The sequence below is a fragment of the Providencia sp. PROV032 genome (genome assembly GCF_028484875.1).
GTDB classification, from domain to species: Bacteria; Pseudomonadota; Gammaproteobacteria; order Enterobacterales; family Enterobacteriaceae; genus Providencia; species Providencia rettgeri_E.
Genome location: NZ_JAMPSX010000010.1, coordinates 160,067 through 178,776 on the forward strand (window position 1 = coordinate 160,067; position 18,710 = coordinate 178,776).

Consider the following 18,710-nt stretch of genomic DNA (forward strand, 5'->3'; position numbering starts at 1 on the left):
ATTCGTTTAAAGAAAAAGCCCATAATTAATGGGCCTTTTCATAAAATACACATTTAATATTATTGGTATCGATTAATCATCAAAATACCAGTAGCCGTTATTGACGAGTGCAGTAAGTAGTGCGATAAAATTAACGTCATCAATAGCATCAGCTAAAAGTTGGCTATTAACGGCATCATAGCGACACAAACTATCTGCAGCTTCATAACACTCAGTTTCTAAGCATTCTCCATTTACAAAAAATTGGTCGCCAACGCGTAATGCTCTGAGACCATTTAATTTGTACAAGGTTTCTTGCTGAGTTTTCAGTAAATCATAGATTTCTTCTTGCTCATAAGGTGGTTCAGGTGGCGCAATGTCTAATTCGTGGCGTGATTGAGAGATAAACTCACCTAACCATTTGCGAAAGAGCTCGGGGTCATTAATTAGTGATATCATCATCTCACGCAGCTTAATTTGTTCACCTTGCAAGATCTCCGCAGGGTTATCACGGAATGATAAATCAGGGTCACTATAACGGTAACTGCCTAAATCGTTAGAAATTAAGTGATCGGCAAAGCTACTGACCAATTCACGAGTATTTGGTGCACGAAAGCCAACCGAGTAATTTAATGAAGGCTCAATGGCGTAGCCTTCATGTGGGAACCCAGGTGGAATGTACAATATATCGCCGGGTTCCATTTCTTCATCAATGATGGCATCAAAGGGTTGTACTTGCAGTAAGTCAGGGTGTGGGCAATGTTGTTTCATTGGAATTTTTTCGCCCACTCGCCAATGACGACGGCCTTCGCCTTGAATAATAAACACATCGTATTGGTCTAGGTGAGGGCCTACACCACCGCCGGGGACCGAGTAGGAGATCATTAAATCATCCATTCGCCAGTCTGAAAGTACACGGAATGGTTTCATCAACGCAGAGCTTGGGTGATGCCAATGGTCAACAGCTTGAACTAAAATAGACCAATTCTCTTCGCCAAGGTGTTCATAGCTTTCAAATGGGCCATGGCCAACTTGCCAAATTCCTTCTTTATGGCTAACCAAACGGCTATCAACCTCATCTTCCATCGCCAGACCTGCAAGTTCGTCAGGCGAGATAGGGTCAATAAAATTTGCAAACCCTTTTTTGATAAGCAGTGGGCGCTTCTGCCAGTGACTGTCGAGGAAACTTTGCCAGTCGAGATTTAGTTTGTAATCCATCTTATTGTCCCTTGGAGCTGCTAAATATAGCTAATCAGTTTATTGCAATATACCCGGTCTTAATACCGAAAAATGGCCGATATACAATAGTATTATGCTAAATAAACTTTATGAGAAACGTAGGGGGCGGTTTATCTTGAGAGTAAACAAGTCAGCCACCTTAAACTACTTTTCATAAAACACTTCATAAATAGTATACCGGAAATGGTTCGTAAAATAGGGGACAAACGGACTCATATCACAGATTAACTATCTTCAATCATAGATTGCTGCCTAAATGTGACGGATAAACGTGCACCGCCAAGCGGGCTATCACTAATTATGATTTCCCCGTCATACTGGTCGATAATATCCAAGGCAATGGATAAGCCTAAGCCTTGGCCTGGACGCAGGGTATCTGCACGTTGCCCTCGAACGAAAATTAAGCTGCGTTTGCTTTCAGGTACGCCAGGACCATCATCATCGACAATTAATGTTAAGCTATCAGCCCCCGTAACAGCACTAACCTCAACGAATTCAAGGCAATATTTACACGCATTTTCCATGATATTGCCCATAACTTCCATGAAGTCATTAGGTTGACCTAGCCAGGTTATTTCAGGAGAAACGTTAACCGTAATAGAAACCCCTTTGTGTTGGTAAACTTTATGCAGGGCACTTGCAAGGCTGTCTAATATTGATGGAACAGATGAAATTTCACGTAGCATCATGTTTTCATCACCTTGCGTTGATGCGCGGTGCAAATAATAGCCAACCTGCTGAGAAATACGGCCAATTTGTTCAAGCATGATAGGCTCAGCTTGTTCTATATTCATTTGTTTGCCTGAGCGAAGCAGGCGTAATGTCGACTGTAAAACGGCTAAAGGCGTTTTTAAACTGTGTGTTAAATCCGAAAGTGTGGTGCGATATTTACTGTAGCGCTTTCGTTCATTCGTTAACAAAATATTAAGGTTGCGTACTAGGCCGCGAAGCTCATACGGTGGGTTCTCGTCCAGTGCATCCCGTTCACCTTTTTCTAGGCTACTGAGTTGTGATACTAATGATTTAATTGGCCGTAGGCTCCAATAAGCGGCCAACCATAATAAGGGGATGACTAAAATTAAGTTAGCTAGTAAAACGTAACCAAACCATTCCCAAACTAAACCGGTATTTTGTAAGTCTTGTGGTAGGGTATCAACAACGACGATGGTGAGAGGAGGCAGGTTTTCGCTTGCGGCATATTGGTTCACGGACACGGAGTGAGTCAACGGTTCGTCATCATTACCCATGTCGTCTAATTTTGTGTTGAACTCGGGGTTGTCGTCTAGGAGTTGGCGAGTTTCACGAATGTCCGTATCAATTTCATATAAGCCTTCTTTTTTTAGCCAATCATTACGGATCAGCCGTTCAACGCTAGGTACATCCCGTTGGCGCCATAATACGAGACCTTGTTCATCATAAATAATAACCAAAGTAGGGTTATTTAATGTGAAATTTGGTGGAACACGAATATCAATTTTATTATTTTGCCATTGGGCTAGGCTGTAAATTAAGTTACTTTGGCTACGTAATAGAGTGTAAGTTGTTTTATCGAAACTAATTAGATACCCCAAAATTGCAACGATACCGTAGGACAAAGAAAGCGCCAAGATCACGGCTGATGTGGCACAGAGAAAACGTGCTCGTAGCGAAAGGGGCTTGAACTTAAATTTACGTAGCGTCATATTAGCCATTCACATCAAAACGATAGCCTTGGCCACGTACAGTGACAATCACATCATCACTATGGAATTGTTGAATTTTTTTGCGTAATCGGCCCATTAAAACATCGATAGTATGACTTTCTCTAAGTTCGGCATCTGGATAAAGCTGGCGCATTAACGAGTCTTTGCTAACCACTTTCCCATTGTTGCGAAGCAGTGTTTCAATAATGGTGTACTCAAAAGCAGTTAATTTGACGGTTTCACCGTTAACTGTAAATTCTTTACGTGAGAGGTCAATAACGAAATTGCCTAATTCGAGTACTTGTGAAGCGAGACCGCTATTTCTGCGCATTAAAGCTTGCATGCGGGCGACCAGCTCTTCTAGCTGGAAAGGTTTCGTCACGTAGTCATCTGCACCACTGTTTAGTGCTTGTACTTTTTCTTGCCAACTTTCGCGAGCCGTCAATACTAAAAGTGGAATATTGACGTGCTCACCACGCCAGCGTTTTATCATGGAAAGCCCGTCTTCATCAGGTAAGCCCAAATCAACTACCGCGATATCTGGGCAACTTTCGTGTAAAAAGTAGTCAGCTTCTTTTGCATCTTCAGCGGAGTCAACCTGATGACCAAGCTCTTTAAGCTGTACGGTTAAATGGTGACGAAGTAACGCATTGTCTTCGACAATAAGAATACGCATCGGAAACCCTCATATTGAAAAAAGATAGCTACACTTATTGCAAATAGTAGCACTAGATACGCTATGGTAAAAAGAGTTCTGAATAACGACAAGGGATTAAGTAAATATAAATCAAACAAAGCGGAAATATAATTTATCTTTGTTTATCTTCAGGCAGTTTAGGGGGGAACAAGCAGAGGCTATAGGGTAAATAAAAAGTGGGGGACATAGAGCCCGCCCACTTTGAATGTATTAAGTTAAAAGCTTGAGGTTATTTTAGCTCATCAATAAAAGTGACAGCGTAACCGATGTAGTTGGCAGGCGTCATCTCTTTCAAACGGGCTTTTTCATGCTCAGGCAAATCTAAACTATCAATGAATTGTTTCATCCCTTCAGCGGTAACGCGTTTGCCGCGGGTCAATTCTTTGAGTTTTTCGTATGGTTTTTCAATGCCATAACGGCGCATTACAGTTTGAATTGGCTCAGCCAAAACTTCCCAGTTTTGGTCTAATTCATCCAGTAAATGCTGTTCATTAACTTCTAATTTATTTAAGCCTTTCATGGTTGATTGATAAGCAATCAATGCATAACCTAAGCCGACACCGAGATTACGTAATACTGTCGAGTCTGTTAAGTCACGCTGCCAACGAGAAACAGGAAGTTTGCTCGCTAAATGACCTAAGACGGCATTTGCTAACCCTAAGTTACCTTCAGAGTTTTCAAAATCAATCGGGTTCACTTTGTGTGGCATAGTGGAAGAGCCAATTTCACCAGCGATTGTTTTTTGTTTGAAGTGATTTAATGCGATATAGCCCCAAATATCACGGTCGAAATCTAACACGATAGTGTTAAAACGAGCGACACAATCAAATAACTCAGCAATATAGTCATGAGGTTCAATTTGTGTGGTGAATGGGTTCCATTGAATGCCTAAAGACGTAACGAAGGTTTCGCTAAATTCGTGCCAATTCACTTCAGGGTAAGCGACCATATGTGCATTATAGTTACCAACAGCACCATTGATTTTACCTAAAATTTCAATCTGTTGTAGCTGGCGGAATTGGCGTTCCAAACGATAAGCAACGTTGGCAAACTCTTTACCAATGGTGGAAGGCGTGGCAGGTTGACCATGAGTACGTGATAGTAACGGCAAATTGCGGTACTCATGAGCCATTGTTTTTATTTTATCAATAATTTGACGCCATTGTGGTAGCAAAACTTCTTCGCGAGCGGTTTTCAGCATCAATGCATGAGAAAGGTTATTGATATCTTCTGAAGTACAAGCGAAGTGAATAAATTCAGAAACGGCATGAAGAGCAGGGATGTTTGCCACTTTTTCTTTTAGGAAGTATTCTACGGCCTTCACATCATGGTTGGTTGTGCGTTCAATTTCTTTGATGCGCATTGCATCTTTTTCACCGAAGTTCGCGACAATTTCATCTAAGTAAGCGATTGCGTCAGCATCAAATGAAGGAACTTCTTTGATTTGAGCGGTTGCAGCCAGTTTTTGTAGCCAGCGGACTTCAACTTGCACGCGAAATTTCAGTAAACCAAACTCACTAAAAATAGTGCGTAAAGCGCTGACTTTATCACCGTAACGGCCGTCAATCGGGGATACAGCGGTCAGTGAGGATAATTCCATTGGTAGCAACTCCAGATTTAAAGGTGAGACAAAATATCTTTCGCCTGATTAGCCAGACGATTGCGAGAGAACATGAGTTGAATACGACTTCCGCCAACTTGTTGCCAAAGCACCGCACAGCGAATACCTGCGAGTAAAGTGGCTCTAACTTTTGCTTGAACTAACGTATTCTTTAGAATATCAGGGGAGCCCGTGACTTGAATTCGAGGTCCCGCAGGGCTAACTACGTCTACGTAAATACCCGCAAGCGCGTTAAATACACCTTCAGAAAGAGGCTCAAAATAATCAGCTTGGCGTTCGAATTGCTCAATACGTTGGCCGAGTTGGTTCATCGCTTCTTGGTTTTTATTGAGACGACGCTCGAGTGCCATAATACTTAACATATAGCGTGTCATTTCAGCGGATAAACCATTGTTGCCGCCTGTTAACATGCCTAACAGGGCACTGAGTCCCGTTTTTAAATTTGCGGTATCATTACCAAAGACATCCAAAGTGGATTTTGGATTCATATTGGTGAGGCAGTTGACCATGGTTTCCGTGTCTTTCTCAAGACAAACACCTTCATGTGCAAGTTTTTGAACCATTGCGCTTGCTTGGCAGATACCCGCTAAGGCAAGCGTAATGTCATAATAGTTTTTTGCCACATTTACTCCTGAATACGGGCTTCAATAATACCGCCACCGAGACAAACTTCATCGATATAAAATACAGCAGATTGACCTGGAGTGACAGCCGCAACTGGATAATCAAAAGCGACTTCAATGCGCTCATCACTCAGTGGGGTAATCGTACAAGGAATATCCGCTTGGCGATAACGTGTTTTTACGACGCAACGTAGCGGCTCAGTCATTGTTTTTCGGTCAACCCAATGTAATTGCTGGGCAATTAACCCAATAGACATTAAACGAGGGTGTTCATGGCCTTGCGCAACGATAAGAATGTTGTTTTCAACGTCTTTATCGACAACATACCAAGGTTCTTCTGACCCCTCTTTTGTACCGCCGATACCTAAACCTTTACGTTGACCTAAGGTGTGGTACATCAAGCCTTCGTGTTGGCCAATGGTTTCGCCATCGACAGTCACAATAGGGCCGGGTTGAGCGGGTAAGTAGCGGCCTAAAAAGTCGCGAAATTTACGCTCGCCAATAAAACAGATACCAGTAGAGTCTTTTTTCTTCGCTGTGATCAGGCCAATTTCCTCTGCGATGCGACGAACTTCAGGTTTTTCCAGTTCGCCAACAGGGAACAGACTTTTAGCAACCTGTTCATGGCTTAATGTATATAAAAAATAGCTTTGGTCTTTATTGCCATCTAAACCGCGCAATAACTGGCTTTTCCCGTCAACATCGCGACGGCGAACATAGTGACCTGTGGCGATGTAATCTGCACCTAAGTCTTCAGCAGCAAATTCTAAGAACGCTTTAAACTTGATTTCTTTGTTGCAGAGGATATCTGGGTTTGGTGTGCGACCTGCTTTATATTCAGTTAAAAAATGTTCGAAAACATTGTCCCAGTACTCAGCAGCGAAATTAATGGTATGAAGTTCAATACCCAGTTTGTCACACACGGCTTGCGCATCGGCAAGATCAGCCGCAGCCGAGCAATATTCTGTGTCGTCATCTTCTTCCCAGTTCTTCATAAACAGACCAGCAACCTGATACCCTTGTTGCTGTAGCAAGTAAGCGGATACAGAGGAGTCAACACCACCGGACATCCCGACGATGACTTTTTTTTGGCTGTTATCTGACATGGTACTATTATTTGACATGGAAATATCTCACTGCGGAAAAATCAAGCCCCATACTTTAGCATGTTGTTCCCGCATTACACCAGAGTTAGAGGGGAATATTATTGCTTGGTGAAGATTTCACCAAGCAGACGTTAAGGGGTTAAAGGTAATGGTCACCGTAAGCCGTTAAGATATCTAAAGGATAATGCTTTCCTGTGAGAAAACAGCGCAAACTTTCAGCTACTAATGGCGACCGCAAGCAGTTGCTATGTAAAATTTCTTCGGCTGTTAGCCAGTGACATTTGCTAATATCACTGTCTTGTGGCTGTGTTTCACAAAGGGAGCCAAGTTCTACGGCGAACAAAAAGCGGATAAACTGGGTTTTATCTGGGGCAATCCATTGGTGAATTTTAATTAATTGCGTTGGTGTGGCTTTTATTCCCGTTTCTTCTAGTAACTCACGTTCAGCGGCCTGTAAAATAGTCTCATTCGCTTCTAAATGCCCAGCAGGTTGATTCCACGTGGGGTTGTTATTTATCCACTCTTCTACCACTAAAAACTTGCCTTGAGCGTGTACGACAGTTGCTACAGTCACATTGGGTTTAAACAACAGTTACCTCCTTCCATTCGCCAACTGAAAGATTTCCCAAATTAAATTCACCAATTTGATAGCGAATTAGCCTAAGTGTGGGAAAACCTATATTTGCCGTCATACGACGAACTTGCCGATTACGTCCTTCATATAAGGTGATTTTTAACCAACTGGTCGGGATATTTTTGCGTTCCCGTATAGGTGGGGTTCTTGGCCATAACCATTCTGGTTCGCCAACTAACTCGATGCCTGCGGGGAGCGTTGGACCATCATTTAACACCAGCCCTTGCCGAAATTTTAGCAATGCGTCTTCATCAGGGATCCCTTCTACTTGAGCATAGTATATTTTCCCTGTTTTTTTCTGTGGTTGTGTTAAACGCGCCTGCAGCTTCCCATCATTGGTTAAAATTAACAGCCCTTCACTGTCCCTATCAAGACGGCCCGCTGCGTATACATCGGTGATTGGAATATATTTTTTTAATGTATCGCGGCCTTGTTCATCAGTAAATTGAGGTAAAACATCAAAGGGTTTGTTAAATAAAATGATTTTAGTTGATGTTTGCGAACTAACGGAAACCCGTTTAGCTTTATGTTTTAAAACGGTAGGGTTCGGTGAGTAACGGTTTTTCTTCAAAACGGATTTCGAGTTCGGTCTGTTCATGGCCATTCAATAAGAATTTATAATTTGTGGTTATTTACCGCATATAGTGTAGGAGATTTAACGGTTGGATCCTAGGACGTATTTTTTATCGCGATGTAATATTTAATTAACAACTTTAAAAACATTTAAATTAATAAAAATAATTTTCCATTTAAAAATAAGTACATATGAGTTTGTTTGGATGGCGATAGTGTGAGCAAAACGTATTTTTAATTTGAGTTAACTTGCTAGTATTATTTTTTGTAGGGAAGTACTTTAATCAAAATCAAGTCACTCGCTCAAATGAGCCTTTGACAACTTTTCATCGCGGTTTGATTTATTTTCAATAATAGAATACTTAAATTAATTTATTGATTTAAAAGTGTTTATAAAGAGTTAGTTGATTAACTTACAAGATAAAACAGTACGTTAAATGCGATCGGCATTGAAGCTTAGATGAGTAATCATTGGCGTTCGACGCAGATTGAAGTAGTATTGACACGTCTCTTACAAAAAATTAACAAGCAAAATACGCAAGTGAAAGGAGAGGTTAATGGAAAGCAAAGTAGTAGTTCCGGCAGAAGGCGCTAAAATTACCATTGATGCAAAAGGCAAACTAAATGTTCCGAACAACCCAATTATCCCTTATATCGAAGGTGACGGCATTGGTATCGATGTTACACCAGCAATGTTAAAAGTGGTTGATGCGGCAGTTAAAAAAGCCTACAACGGTGAGCGCAAAATTTCATGGATGGAAGTTTACACCGGTGAAAAATCTACACAAATTTATGGTAAAGATGTTTGGTTACCAGAAGAAACTCTCGATTTAATCCGTGATTACCGCGTTTCAATTAAAGGCCCTTTAACAACGCCTGTTGGTGGTGGTATCCGTTCTTTGAACGTTGCACTGCGTCAACAACTTGACTTGTATATCTGTTTACGTCCTGTTCGCTACTACAAAGGCACTCCAAGCCCAGTTAAACAACCTGAACTGACTGATATGGTTATTTTCCGTGAAAACTCTGAAGATATCTATGCGGGTATTGAGTGGAAAGCCGGCAGTGCAGAAGCTGATAAAGTGATTAAATTCCTGAAAGATGAAATGGGTGTGACTAAAATCCGTTTCCCACAAGATTGTGGTATTGGTATTAAGCCTTGCTCAGAAGAAGGGACAAAGCGTTTAGTTCGCGCAGCAATTGAATATGCTATTGATAACGGCCGTGATTCAGTGACTTTAGTTCATAAAGGTAACATTATGAAATTCACTGAAGGTGCATTTAAAGATTGGGGATACCAATTAGCACAAGAGGAATTCGGCGGTGAATTATTAGATGGCGGCCCATGGGTTAAAATTAAAAACCCTAAAACGGGCAAAGATATCATTGTTAAAGATGTTATTGCAGATGCTTTCTTACAACAAATCCTGCTGCGCCCAGCTGAATACGATGTTATCGCGTGTATGAACCTAAATGGTGACTACATTTCTGATGCATTAGCAGCACAAGTTGGTGGTATCGGTATTGCTCCAGGTGCGAATATTGGTTCTGAGTGTGCATTATTCGAAGCAACGCACGGTACTGCACCAAAATATGCAGGCCAAGACAAGGTAAACCCAGGCTCTATCATTCTTTCTGCTGAGATGATGTTACGCCATATGGGCTGGACTGAAGCGGCTGACCTAATCGTTAAAGGTATGGAAGGCGCAATCGAAGCTAAGACTGTAACCTATGACTTCGAACGTCAATTAGAAGGCGCTAAATTACTGAAATGTAGCGAATTCGGTGACGCAATCATTAAACACATGTAATTTATTATATTGTGTGATTAATAACGGGAGCCTAAAAACTCCCGTTTTATTTTGTCTAGAAAAATTCTTCTGCAAAACTCTTTTGCAAAATAGACTACAAAATAAGCGTTATTTTATAGCTAAAACCTGCCAATTTTTCCCTCGATCATCATGATATTTATCGGTCATCGCTTGGCTCTTATGGCCTAATAAAGTTTTAGTAAAAGAAGAGTTACAGAGTCGGTCAGACGGCATATAATAATGAGGTTAGGTGATATTACTGAAGTTTATTATTGAAATGGGATGATCAAATGAACCGCAGTGAACTGATTGATTATATTCAGAATAATTATGGTGTAGATCCTGATACTCCGTGGGCAAAGTATCCTGATTATCTTGTTTTTAGGCGAAAAAATAATGCAAAATGGTTTGCAGTTATTATGCGTATTTCATCTCGTAAATTAGATGCAAATAAGAATGAAGAGATAGTTAATATTGTCAACCTTAAAGCCCAACCGGAGCTCATTGGTTCATTGAGATTAAAGGATGATATTTATCCGGCTTATCATATGAATAAAGAGCATTGGATTACGATAAAGCTACCAGGGAGCCTTACAGAGGATGAAATTAAGGAGTTAATTGAAGATAGTTATAGGTTAACGGCATAATTATTTATTATATGCTAGATTTTCCCATCCATGGGAAAAGTTTCTATATTAGCTAGCTAGCTAAGCTTTCTAGTGATGATAAATAACCGAATAAATGGCATTAAAAGATGGCCACTGACTTGCAATTGTGAGCCTTATTTTTTGTTAAATATGTATTATTTGCGTATCGATCATGGCTGCTTGGCCGCCAACTTTCACTTGAGTAATATTTTTTGCTTGTGAATGAATAGTGACATGAATCAAGGAGGAGCATCCCATTGCACGACCTTGCTCAAATAGAAATTGCGTTTCGTTCGGTAAGATATAATTGACCAAATAGCAGCCAAGTGCTCCACTAGCGCTGCCAGTTGCTGATTCTTCATTGATCCCATAGAGCGGTGCAAAATTTCGACAATGTGCTGTGATTGAAGGGTCTTTACTTAACTCAAATACATGAAAACCGATAGCATTTGATTCTTTGCTGATTCTCGTTATTGCTTCATAATTAGGCTGCAGTAAATCTAAATAACCGGTATTAACTGGAATAATGATGTCAGGTAACCCAGTTGAAACTATCATGATAGGTAGGCCTGTTTCAGTAATCATTTCACGAGTTATGCCAAGGGCTGCTGCAACTTCATTGATATTAGGCCCAGTTCGTAAGGTTGGTAGCGCTTGATCCATAACGATATTGTTTGGGCTAACAGACACACTTAAAACACCGGCTTTGGTTTTTTGGGTGTAACACCCAGAAGAAATTAGCTTAAGTGAAGCTAAAGTGAAAAACACCGCTAATGTTGCATGACCACAAAAATCGACTTCACCTTCAGCGGTATAAAAATCCACTTCAAAATCAGTGTCTTCACTATTATAGACAAACGCTGTTTCTGAAAAACCGACTTGTTGTGCAATAGCAATTTTTTGTGAAGTGCTGAGTGCTGGCGGATTTAGAACGACACCCGCAGGGTTACCCCCAGTGTTATTTTGTGTGAAAGAATTGACAAGATACACCAGAATATCTTGCTCAATTGAGCCGGTATTTTTAGTTGGCATTTATTTTCCCGAGTTATAAATAGATATCTTAAATTTTCAGAGTGTACTTTACTCATCGGTTCAAATTTAATGAGAAGTGCAAACGCTATATTAGTATAACCCATTGTGTAATAGCGTAAATATGATGCTATCCTTTATTGATAGTTTAATGAACCAACTAATAAAGTATTGATAATCTGCTTAAGCTGACTAGACGTTTAGTTAAGGAATTCTCAGTGTGCTCAAAAAGATGGGACTGGGCTATGAGGTTGGCAATGACTTTTTTCATTATATATCATTGTTTAGCAAAAAAAGCCCCTGCAAGCAGGGGTATCTAATGGAAATGTATATTTATAGTTATTGTTATAAGGCGTCTATTGCTTAGATAGACCACTAAATAATACCAGTTCTTAAGCCTTAATCCAAATCGGCGTAAGCATAAAAGTTAAGTTCTTTATAGGGGATTCAATTACGCATAAAGTGTGTTAATGAGTAATTAATTGAAAACACCAATAAAACCAAACTAAAATTGATGAATAAGAAATAAATTTTTGATTGTTTACGCAAAAATTTATCGTGATATAGAAAAGGGACAAAAGCATAAAATTAAGTGCCATCCTTCAGGTTAAATCACGGATAAATTATTAGAAGATAGTGTAAAGGTGAGAATTTAAAGATAATAAATTCTATTTTGACTTGAAATGAAAAATAATACACCCATAACAATTATAAATAATATTTTTATAATAAGGGATAAAATATGACTAATGCACATATGACTAACGCACAATGGGTTATACAGGCACTGAACGCAGTATTGGGTGAGGACATTGGTTCATTGTCTGTGGCGAAACAATATTTTTCAGATAAATACATTCAAGTTGTTGATGGTAAACAAATTGATTTTAATGAGTTTATTACACACTTGCAGGTATTGAAGCAAGCCACTGAGTCGATCGTTATTACCATTAAATCTATCGCGGAGGGGGATGGGTGTGTGCATACTCAACATCTGGCAAAAGCGACTAAAAAAGATGGCTCAATAAGTGAATTTGAGGTATTTGCTTGTTTTCAAATAGAAGATGGGAAAATTATCCGTTGCGAAGAAATGACAAGAATGGTTAAAGGCAGTAATAAGGATGAAGATTTAGGCTCAAGAACTTAAACCTTCACTATTTGTCAGGTGTTTAATATTATTAATTTAGGTAAAGTCTAACAAAAACCAGATTTTACCTTCTCTGCATGCTGTATTAACTTGGGTAAGTCAGTTGCAATCCAGTACCGACTTCTTGTACCGGGGCATATTTTGCTAAATGTATTTTTGCGTTGAGATCTGTACAATGACATGGGTGTATAAATTTTAAATCCTGCTGGTGAAAGTAATTCCCCGTCTGTTCCAAAACCTCTTGTGAAGCTTGTTGTAAATGAAACCCGCCTATCACGGCGACAATGTTATTTATACCGGTTACATGTTTTGCATATTCAGTAATATTGCAAATTCCAGAATGAGAGCAACCAGTTACCACAATTAAGCCTTCCGACGTTTTAATTGCAAGTGCTGAGTCATCAAACACATAATCGTCAACAATATTATGATTGAAGTCTAGGGTAGTACCAATTGGCTCCTTCCCTTCAAAACGATTAATTCTAGGAATTTGGCCTAAAAATATGATGTTTTCAGAAAGATAATAAGGCTTGGTCGTTTCTATGCAATGGAAGTAGGAGGCTAAGATATCCTTAGACGTATTGGTTCCGATGACTTTAGATTGAAATTTTTTAGGAATTAATGCATCCGGGTGGTATATCAGGTGCCTAGTTTCAGGTGTTTCAATGTTGCGACGGTCAAAATGTTGGATTAGGTGGCTTAAGCCCCATGTATGGTCGTTGTGGCCGTGAGAAAGAACCAGATCAGTGATATTCGCAAGTTCAATATGTAAAATATGTGCATTATCAATAAATATATCTGAATAGCCGGTATCGAATAATATTTTTTTATTATCGGCTTCGATATAGTAGCAGACACCAGGTTCACCGCAAAAGTAACTATCGATTAGGGTATTATTGTCGACAAGAACAGTAATTTTTATTGTCATCATGAACTCATGTTTAATAGAAGTAATTGTAATCGTTATATCAGATAAACACTAAAAAGTATTAAATGGCTATAAATACAGTAACAAAAATTGAGGAAACGATGGAAGTAACGCAGAAAACGATAAAAATGTTGGAGGCGACGTTCGAAAGTCAACCCCCTAAATAAAATGCTATATCTTGTTAGACAAACTGTTTTACTTTTTTAACCTCTTCAAGAGTATCACTATCTATTTCATGTTCACTTTTGGGTTCAATGTGAAAAATAGAAATAATATCCTCTAATAAATCTGATTGGGACTCCAAAGCTCTTAAGGACGATTGCAATTCACGAGTCATGGTTGCATTCGCTTGTGTAGTGTTGTCTAATTCATTGATTGCTAGGTGTATTTGGCTAACACCATGGGTTTGTTCATTTGAGGCAAGCGCAACACTTTGGATCATCTCATTGATATTAGATGTATCTTGTGCAATTGAAACAATATTGTCATTTGCATCTGCAGCTAATTGGAAACAGTGATTAATTTTATCATTTGAATTATTAATTAATAGCTTGATTTCTTTGGATGCTTGAGTGCAACTAATGGATAATTCGCGGACTTCATTTGCGACGACGGCAAACCCTTTGCCATGTTCGCCTACTCTTGCTGCCTCTACAGCGGCATTCAATGCTAATAAATTAGTTTGAAACGCAATGTTATCAATGGTTGAGGTGATTTTACTAATTTCTTTCGAAAAATCGACAATATCATCCATATTTTCAACAACATCAGAGATAAGCTCATTACTCTTATCAATTGTTACACTCGTCTCTGACATTAATTTGCATGATTGATTAGTGTGAGCGGTGTTTAATTTAAAAGAGGAATCGAGTTCTTCGACGCTGGCTGCTGTTTCAACAATGGCGGCGGCTTGTTGATCTGCTCGAATAGAAAGGTCATGATTCATCTGGGTGATATCACCAAGTTCAACTTTTATATGGTGAGTGTTGTCATAAATATTTTTGACGATATCAATCAGTTTGCTTTGCATATTAGAGACATGCTGTTTAAGTAATTTGATTTCATATAAACCTTTGTTATCAAAGCGATGGTATAAAACGCCATGGCTAACTTTTTCAATACCATCAATAACTTGGTTTAGTGGGCGAATAAAGAAAAGCTGTAGAATAAAGCGAATAAACAGAGTTACGAGGATAACGATTGAGATAGTAACGATTAAGCCAATCAAACTTTGTTTATATAGCTGCTCACTTGCGAGAGCAATATCATGATAGCTACTATTTAATTGTTGATGATATTTTACGTAGTTTTTCTCAAATGTGTCCTGAAATCCCTGAGTCGGCTGGTTTAAAAAGTCATATGTTTTTCCTTGAACTAAAAAAACGGAAAGCTCATTTAATGCAGCGTATAACGCGTTATAGGATTTTTCTAACTCAGCAAATTGGTCACCATTTTTGTAGATGGAAACGGTTGTAAATGCATCCCAATAATTAGCCGTTTCAGCTATTTTTTTATGATAAAACGCGATGAGGCTATCTATGTCAGTATTTGATGTTTTCATCTTATTAATAACTAATAAATGGCGAGAGCTAGCCCGATTTAATGTATTTCGTGCTTGTAATAAAGATTGCCATGTATTGTTTAGTTGAGTTTGTTCGTTATAGATAGTATCGAGTTGGGTTAATGTCTCTTGATATTGTTTTAAAGAACTAAAGAAAAACCAACAAGTTGAAAGAAGAAGGGCGATCAGCAGGCCTGAAATAAACCAGACTAGAGTTGTTGTCTTAAAACCAGAAAAAGAGAACTTAGTTGAACTAAAATTAATTTTTTTTAAATTACCAGACATCATTGATTATTTCCTTTCATACCATCGAGTAGTGTGTTTCACACATACTAAATACGACGTCTAAACATAACGTGATTAACCATGAGCAAATCGAAGCTGTCCGATAGCTAAAAAGTTATATGTAGTCACGCGAAAGCCTCAAGCGCAGGGACTAAATAAATGTATCGGCACTCGTTCTGGATACTTTATATCCAACAATTTGACTTAGCTCATAAAATTGAAGTTAATTAAGTGTTTTTACTCATTTGGGGAAGTGAAAGGACACAATAGTTGTACATTGATAGCGACAATACAGTTAACTTACAAATTATTTGTGATAATAATAGTCAATGTTTAAAATTTAAGTATTGAGTGCGGTATGTTTTCTTTACTCTTTAAATGCTTTTTAGGTGCTTTAGCTGTATTGGTTATTGCGCTATTTTCGCGTAGTAAAATTTACTACATTGCCGGATTAGTTCCTCTTTTCCCTACATTTGCATTAATAGCACATGTTATCGTTGTTCAAGAACAAGGTGCGGAAGCTCTCAGAAAAACTGCACTGTTTGGCTTGTGGTCTCTCATTCCTTATGCAATGTATTTATTAACGGTATATTTATTAGCAACAAAAATCACAGCTTGGGGAAGTTTAACTATTGCAACGGTTATTTGGATAATAACAGCGGCAATATTAGTTTATATGTGGCAACTCACTCAATAGATAACATTGGGAGATATAATTAACTGAAAGCGATAATAAAAACTAAAGAAGTACGATAAGCTGACGGCTTAAGCACACTTGGGTAGAGTCGCAAAAATTTAATTATTAACTATAATGATAGCCAGTGTTTTCTATTGAGCTGTATTATTAAAATGTTATTAAGAGCCTTGGTATTATTGTTAGTAGCTGGGTGTGCATATATTGCAGGAATTATGACTGAAGTTACACTTGATCCTGAATTAGATACAGAGAGCCGAGTTAAAAGTTCTGTCGAAGATTTTCTTGCCTACCCATCAGCCGCGAGTTATAAAAATGTTCAATATTATGTATTGACGAAAAGTGAGGAAGGGGATGAAACGGGCTATTATTGTGGTGAAGTCTTTGGCTTTGAAAATGAATTACCTCATGGCTATAAAAGGTTTATCGTTAGACTTCATAAAAATAGAGCTGGTAAAGTAATGATATCCATTCCTTTTGTGGAAAAAACTGATGATATTATCCCCGCAGAGCAATTTGAAGCGGTCTGGGATAGGTACTGTAAAAGAAGCTAAGTTAATAACTGCTCGTTGAGTGCCTAACACAACGAGCGTTAATAATATTAATTGGCCTTAATTGCCATTGTCGTTAGGAATGTTGGTAGATAATTATCGATAACGAACCGTGGATTAGGTTGCCAGTCTTCTTTAAAACCTGTGATAGAAAAGCCCGCTTTTATTTGCCCACCAATTAGATCTGTCAGTGAGTGACCGAATACAAACGCTTCTTGTCTTGCCTGTTTTTGTGCTATTTGCTCTGTTGATAAAGTAGATAGCTCGGAGTACGGCATAGTATAGCTTGGCTTTATTATGCCTTGCTCATCATAGTGTTTATCTCGTTCGCCAATAAAAAGAATCGGGTTATAAAAGCTAGATAATAGGCGCCCATTGGTTTTTAATACACGGTGGCATTCTTGCCAGACAGGGTTAACATCTGGAATATATAAATTAGAAATAGGGTGGAATATGATATCAAAGGTTTCATCCGCAAACATGTGTAATGAGCGCATGTCACCCTGAACAATCTCTAATGTTAAATTATCCCTTTCCGCCACCATTTTGTCTTGCTCAAGTTGTTTCTGAGAAAAGTCAAATACAGTCACATTTGCTCCCGCTGCGGCGAGTACTGGAGCTTGTTGTCCTCCCGCTGAGGCTAAGCAGAGAATTTTTTTATCTTTTATATCACCTAACCAAGCTGCATCAACAGGTGTCGGCGTTAAATGAACCTGCCATTTACCTTGTTTGGCATCATGGATAGTTTTGGAATCAACAGGTTTTGACCAAGCAAGTTGTGATTCTGCTTGTTTATCCCATGCTTTTTGATTTGCACTCGTGTAATCGGTCATAAATATACCTCTGTATACAATAATTTGTCACAGTTTAGCAAAAAATAAGTAAGTTGAAACTAAAAAGTGTACCAATTGGTACATTTATTTTCCGATCATTAAATGATATGTTGTACCATCAAATTCAAAATCAGTGATATTACTCATACCTATTTTTTTATGTGCGAAAAGAGACCTGAGATTATCTGCATTGATAAAAGCAACGGGTTTTCCTTGATTGTACGAACTAATTTCATCAAAAAGGTTTTTGAGAATATTCTTCCCCCTATAATCATTATCAATACAAACAGGGCCATAAAACCAGTTGCCTCGTATGATGTCTGCATGCTGTTGAATAATTAAATGAGCTATAGGGGGTAAGGATGAAGAGTGATAGTCAAAGCTAAACACAACCGCAATAATTTTATTTGCATCCCGAGCTATAATGGTGGTTAGACTTCCTGCAAACATTGCGTTAACTTTGGCTTGGGGATATTCACCAAGTAACCCACCTTGTTGGGATTCAGAATTAGATTGCAATAATTGAGCGACAGCGGGACAATCAACCTGTGTCATTAATTCATATTTAATATTCATTATTACCTCGTAATGATTGCTAAATACGCTTAAATTTGTGATATGAAGAACCAGGGGTATTTATGGGAGTCTATGGCAATATATTAGTTCTAACTCCATAATATCGATTATCTATTCTTTGTCTATTGAATCAGCATGTTAATTAAACTTTACCCAGTATTCTTACTTATTATTTCAAATGTATTTATGATGTTTGCTTGGTATGGGCATTTAAAATTCACAACAAAACCGTTGTATGTTGTTATTTTCTTTAGTTGGTTAATCGCCTTGGTTGAATACTGTTTTGCGGTACCGGCTAATCGGTTAGGACACCAGTACTACAGTGCGGCTGAATTGAAAACAATGCAGGAGGTGATAACGCTCTGTGTATTTGTTCTTTTTTCGGTATTGTATTTAGGTGAAAGTTTTACCATTAACCATTTAATCGGTTTTATTCTTATTTTTGCAGGCGCCTTTTTTATATTTAAAGGGCCATTTTAAACAGAAAGAGCAGC

19 protein-coding genes are annotated in these 18,710 nt (G+C 38.6%); 6 read left to right on the forward strand and 13 right to left on the reverse strand.

Translation table 11 applies throughout. The features are described 5' to 3' along the window. Positions 1 to 72: 72 nt before the first annotated feature. The 8 genes from PSF42_RS09535 to rluE form a co-directional block, all read right to left on the reverse strand. Entirely contained in the window at positions 73 to 1,197 is a 1,125-nt protein-coding gene (locus PSF42_RS09535) for a ribosomal protein uL16 3-hydroxylase (RefSeq protein WP_125891181.1), read from the reverse strand. Positions 1,198 to 1,442: 245 nt separating this feature from the next. Next, the gene (phoQ, locus tag PSF42_RS09540) at positions 1,443 to 2,900 is read right to left on the reverse strand and encodes a two-component system sensor histidine kinase PhoQ (RefSeq protein ID WP_185746866.1); all 1,458 of its coding nucleotides are present in this window, start codon (positions 2,898 to 2,900) and stop codon (positions 1,443 to 1,445) included. Between the two features lies 1 nt (position 2,901). Continuing rightward, a complete protein-coding gene (phoP, locus tag PSF42_RS09545) occupies positions 2,902 to 3,576 on the reverse strand; it encodes a two-component system response regulator PhoP (protein ID WP_125891179.1) in 675 nt (224 codons plus the stop codon). A gap of 250 nt (positions 3,577 to 3,826) precedes the next feature. Further along, the gene (gene purB / locus PSF42_RS09550; RefSeq protein WP_125891178.1) at positions 3,827 to 5,197 is read right to left on the reverse strand and encodes an adenylosuccinate lyase; all 1,371 of its coding nucleotides are present in this window, start codon (positions 5,195 to 5,197) and stop codon (positions 3,827 to 3,829) included. 17 nt (positions 5,198 to 5,214) lie between these two features. Beyond that, positions 5,215 to 5,841 (reverse strand): high frequency lysogenization protein HflD, encoded by a 627-nt coding sequence (gene hflD, locus PSF42_RS09555; RefSeq protein WP_272679906.1) that lies wholly within the window; start codon positions 5,839 to 5,841, stop codon positions 5,215 to 5,217. 2 nt (positions 5,842 to 5,843) lie between these two features. Continuing rightward, positions 5,844 to 6,947, reverse strand: a complete 1,104-nt coding sequence (gene mnmA, locus PSF42_RS09560) for a tRNA 2-thiouridine(34) synthase MnmA (RefSeq protein WP_125891390.1) — start codon at positions 6,945 to 6,947, stop codon at positions 5,844 to 5,846. 139 nt (positions 6,948 to 7,086) lie between these two features. Next, positions 7,087 to 7,536 carry an NUDIX hydrolase gene (locus PSF42_RS09565; protein WP_248466624.1) on the reverse strand — a complete coding sequence of 150 codons (450 nt, stop codon included), beginning with the start codon at positions 7,534 to 7,536 and terminating at the stop codon, positions 7,087 to 7,089. After that, positions 7,529 to 8,179: a 23S rRNA pseudouridine(2457) synthase RluE gene (gene rluE / locus PSF42_RS09570; RefSeq protein WP_272679907.1), complete on the reverse strand. Its 651-nt coding sequence runs from the start codon at positions 8,177 to 8,179 to the stop codon at positions 7,529 to 7,531. Before rluE ends, PSF42_RS09565 begins: the two co-directional genes overlap by 8 nt. Positions 8,180 to 8,711: 532 nt before the next feature. On the opposite strand from rluE, the gene icd reads away from it, so the two are divergent. Next, complete coding sequence (icd, locus tag PSF42_RS09575; protein ID WP_004253371.1) at positions 8,712 to 9,965, forward strand: NADP-dependent isocitrate dehydrogenase; 1,254 nt, start codon at positions 8,712 to 8,714, stop codon at positions 9,963 to 9,965. Between the two features lie 290 nt (positions 9,966 to 10,255). Beyond that, positions 10,256 to 10,612, forward strand: a complete 357-nt coding sequence (locus PSF42_RS09580; protein ID WP_272679908.1) for an MmcQ/YjbR family DNA-binding protein — start codon at positions 10,256 to 10,258, stop codon at positions 10,610 to 10,612. Between the two features lie 144 nt (positions 10,613 to 10,756). Here PSF42_RS09580 and PSF42_RS09585 read toward each other — a convergent pair whose 3' ends face one another. Continuing rightward, complete coding sequence (locus PSF42_RS09585; RefSeq protein ID WP_272679909.1) at positions 10,757 to 11,644, reverse strand: PhzF family phenazine biosynthesis protein; 888 nt, start codon at positions 11,642 to 11,644, stop codon at positions 10,757 to 10,759. 739 nt (positions 11,645 to 12,383) lie between these two features. Here PSF42_RS09585 and PSF42_RS09590 point away from each other — a divergent pair. Further along, positions 12,384 to 12,788, forward strand: a complete 405-nt coding sequence (locus PSF42_RS09590) for a nuclear transport factor 2 family protein (protein ID WP_248466621.1) — start codon at positions 12,384 to 12,386, stop codon at positions 12,786 to 12,788. Between the two features lie 85 nt (positions 12,789 to 12,873). Here the strand turns inward: PSF42_RS09590 and PSF42_RS09595 are convergent, their stop codons facing one another. Both PSF42_RS09595 and PSF42_RS09600 read right to left on the reverse strand, forming a co-directional pair. Next, entirely contained in the window at positions 12,874 to 13,716 is an 843-nt protein-coding gene (locus PSF42_RS09595; RefSeq protein ID WP_272679932.1) for an MBL fold metallo-hydrolase, read from the reverse strand. Between the two features lie 181 nt (positions 13,717 to 13,897). Next, positions 13,898 to 15,565, reverse strand: a complete 1,668-nt coding sequence (locus PSF42_RS09600; RefSeq protein ID WP_272679910.1) for a methyl-accepting chemotaxis protein — start codon at positions 15,563 to 15,565, stop codon at positions 13,898 to 13,900. A gap of 355 nt (positions 15,566 to 15,920) precedes the next feature. On the opposite strand from PSF42_RS09600, the gene PSF42_RS09605 reads away from it, so the two are divergent. Continuing rightward, on the forward strand, positions 15,921 to 16,259 hold the full coding sequence (locus PSF42_RS09605) for a GlpM family protein (RefSeq protein ID WP_125891172.1): 339 nt from the start codon (positions 15,921 to 15,923) through the stop codon (positions 16,257 to 16,259). Between the two features lie 212 nt (positions 16,260 to 16,471). Further along, positions 16,472 to 16,810: a hypothetical protein gene (locus tag PSF42_RS09610; protein WP_248466618.1), complete on the forward strand. Its 339-nt coding sequence runs from the start codon at positions 16,472 to 16,474 to the stop codon at positions 16,808 to 16,810. A 47-nt stretch (positions 16,811 to 16,857) separates the two neighbouring features. Here PSF42_RS09610 and PSF42_RS09615 read toward each other — a convergent pair whose 3' ends face one another. Both PSF42_RS09615 and PSF42_RS09620 read right to left on the reverse strand, forming a co-directional pair. After that, a complete protein-coding gene (locus tag PSF42_RS09615; RefSeq protein WP_125891170.1) occupies positions 16,858 to 17,640 on the reverse strand; it encodes a class I SAM-dependent methyltransferase in 783 nt (260 codons plus the stop codon). A gap of 84 nt (positions 17,641 to 17,724) precedes the next feature. Beyond that, positions 17,725 to 18,216 carry an N-acetyltransferase gene (locus PSF42_RS09620; protein ID WP_125891169.1) on the reverse strand — a complete coding sequence of 164 codons (492 nt, stop codon included), beginning with the start codon at positions 18,214 to 18,216 and terminating at the stop codon, positions 17,725 to 17,727. Positions 18,217 to 18,351: 135 nt separating this feature from the next. On the opposite strand from PSF42_RS09620, the gene PSF42_RS09625 reads away from it, so the two are divergent. Then, positions 18,352 to 18,696 (forward strand): DMT family protein, encoded by a 345-nt coding sequence (locus PSF42_RS09625; RefSeq protein ID WP_125891168.1) that lies wholly within the window; start codon positions 18,352 to 18,354, stop codon positions 18,694 to 18,696. Positions 18,697 to 18,710: the final 14 nt, after the last annotated feature.

Bases quoted from the DNA above. Each gene is read 5' to 3' on its own strand.
- PSF42_RS09535 (WP_125891181.1), bottom strand. From the start codon at position 1,197: ATGGATTACAAACTAAATCTCGACTGGCAAAGTTTCCTCGACAGTCAC.
- phoQ (WP_185746866.1), bottom strand. From the start codon at position 2,900: ATGACGCTACGTAAATTTAAGTTCAAGCCCCTTTCGCTACGAGCACGT.
- phoP (WP_125891179.1), bottom strand. From the start codon at position 3,576: ATGCGTATTCTTATTGTCGAAGACAATGCGTTACTTCGTCACCATTTA.
- purB (WP_125891178.1), bottom strand. From the start codon at position 5,197: ATGGAATTATCCTCACTGACCGCTGTATCCCCGATTGACGGCCGTTAC.
- mnmA (WP_125891390.1), bottom strand. From the start codon at position 6,947: ATGTCAGATAACAGCCAAAAAAAAGTCATCGTCGGGATGTCCGGTGGT.
- rluE (WP_272679907.1), bottom strand. From the start codon at position 8,179: ATGAACAGACCGAACTCGAAATCCGTTTTGAAGAAAAACCGTTACTCA.
- icd (WP_004253371.1), top strand. From the start codon at position 8,712: ATGGAAAGCAAAGTAGTAGTTCCGGCAGAAGGCGCTAAAATTACCATT.
- PSF42_RS09580 (WP_272679908.1), top strand. From the start codon at position 10,256: ATGAACCGCAGTGAACTGATTGATTATATTCAGAATAATTATGGTGTA.
- PSF42_RS09585 (WP_272679909.1), bottom strand. From the start codon at position 11,644: ATGCCAACTAAAAATACCGGCTCAATTGAGCAAGATATTCTGGTGTAT.
- PSF42_RS09590 (WP_248466621.1), top strand. From the start codon at position 12,384: ATGACTAATGCACATATGACTAACGCACAATGGGTTATACAGGCACTG.
- PSF42_RS09595 (WP_272679932.1), bottom strand. From the start codon at position 13,716: ATGACAATAAAAATTACTGTTCTTGTCGACAATAATACCCTAATCGAT.
- PSF42_RS09600 (WP_272679910.1), bottom strand. From the start codon at position 15,565: ATGATGTCTGGTAATTTAAAAAAAATTAATTTTAGTTCAACTAAGTTC.
- PSF42_RS09605 (WP_125891172.1), top strand. From the start codon at position 15,921: ATGTTTTCTTTACTCTTTAAATGCTTTTTAGGTGCTTTAGCTGTATTG.
- PSF42_RS09610 (WP_248466618.1), top strand. From the start codon at position 16,472: ATGACTGAAGTTACACTTGATCCTGAATTAGATACAGAGAGCCGAGTT.
- PSF42_RS09615 (WP_125891170.1), bottom strand. From the start codon at position 17,640: ATGACCGATTACACGAGTGCAAATCAAAAAGCATGGGATAAACAAGCA.
- PSF42_RS09620 (WP_125891169.1), bottom strand. From the start codon at position 18,216: ATGAATATTAAATATGAATTAATGACACAGGTTGATTGTCCCGCTGTC.
- PSF42_RS09625 (WP_125891168.1), top strand. From the start codon at position 18,352: ATGTTAATTAAACTTTACCCAGTATTCTTACTTATTATTTCAAATGTA.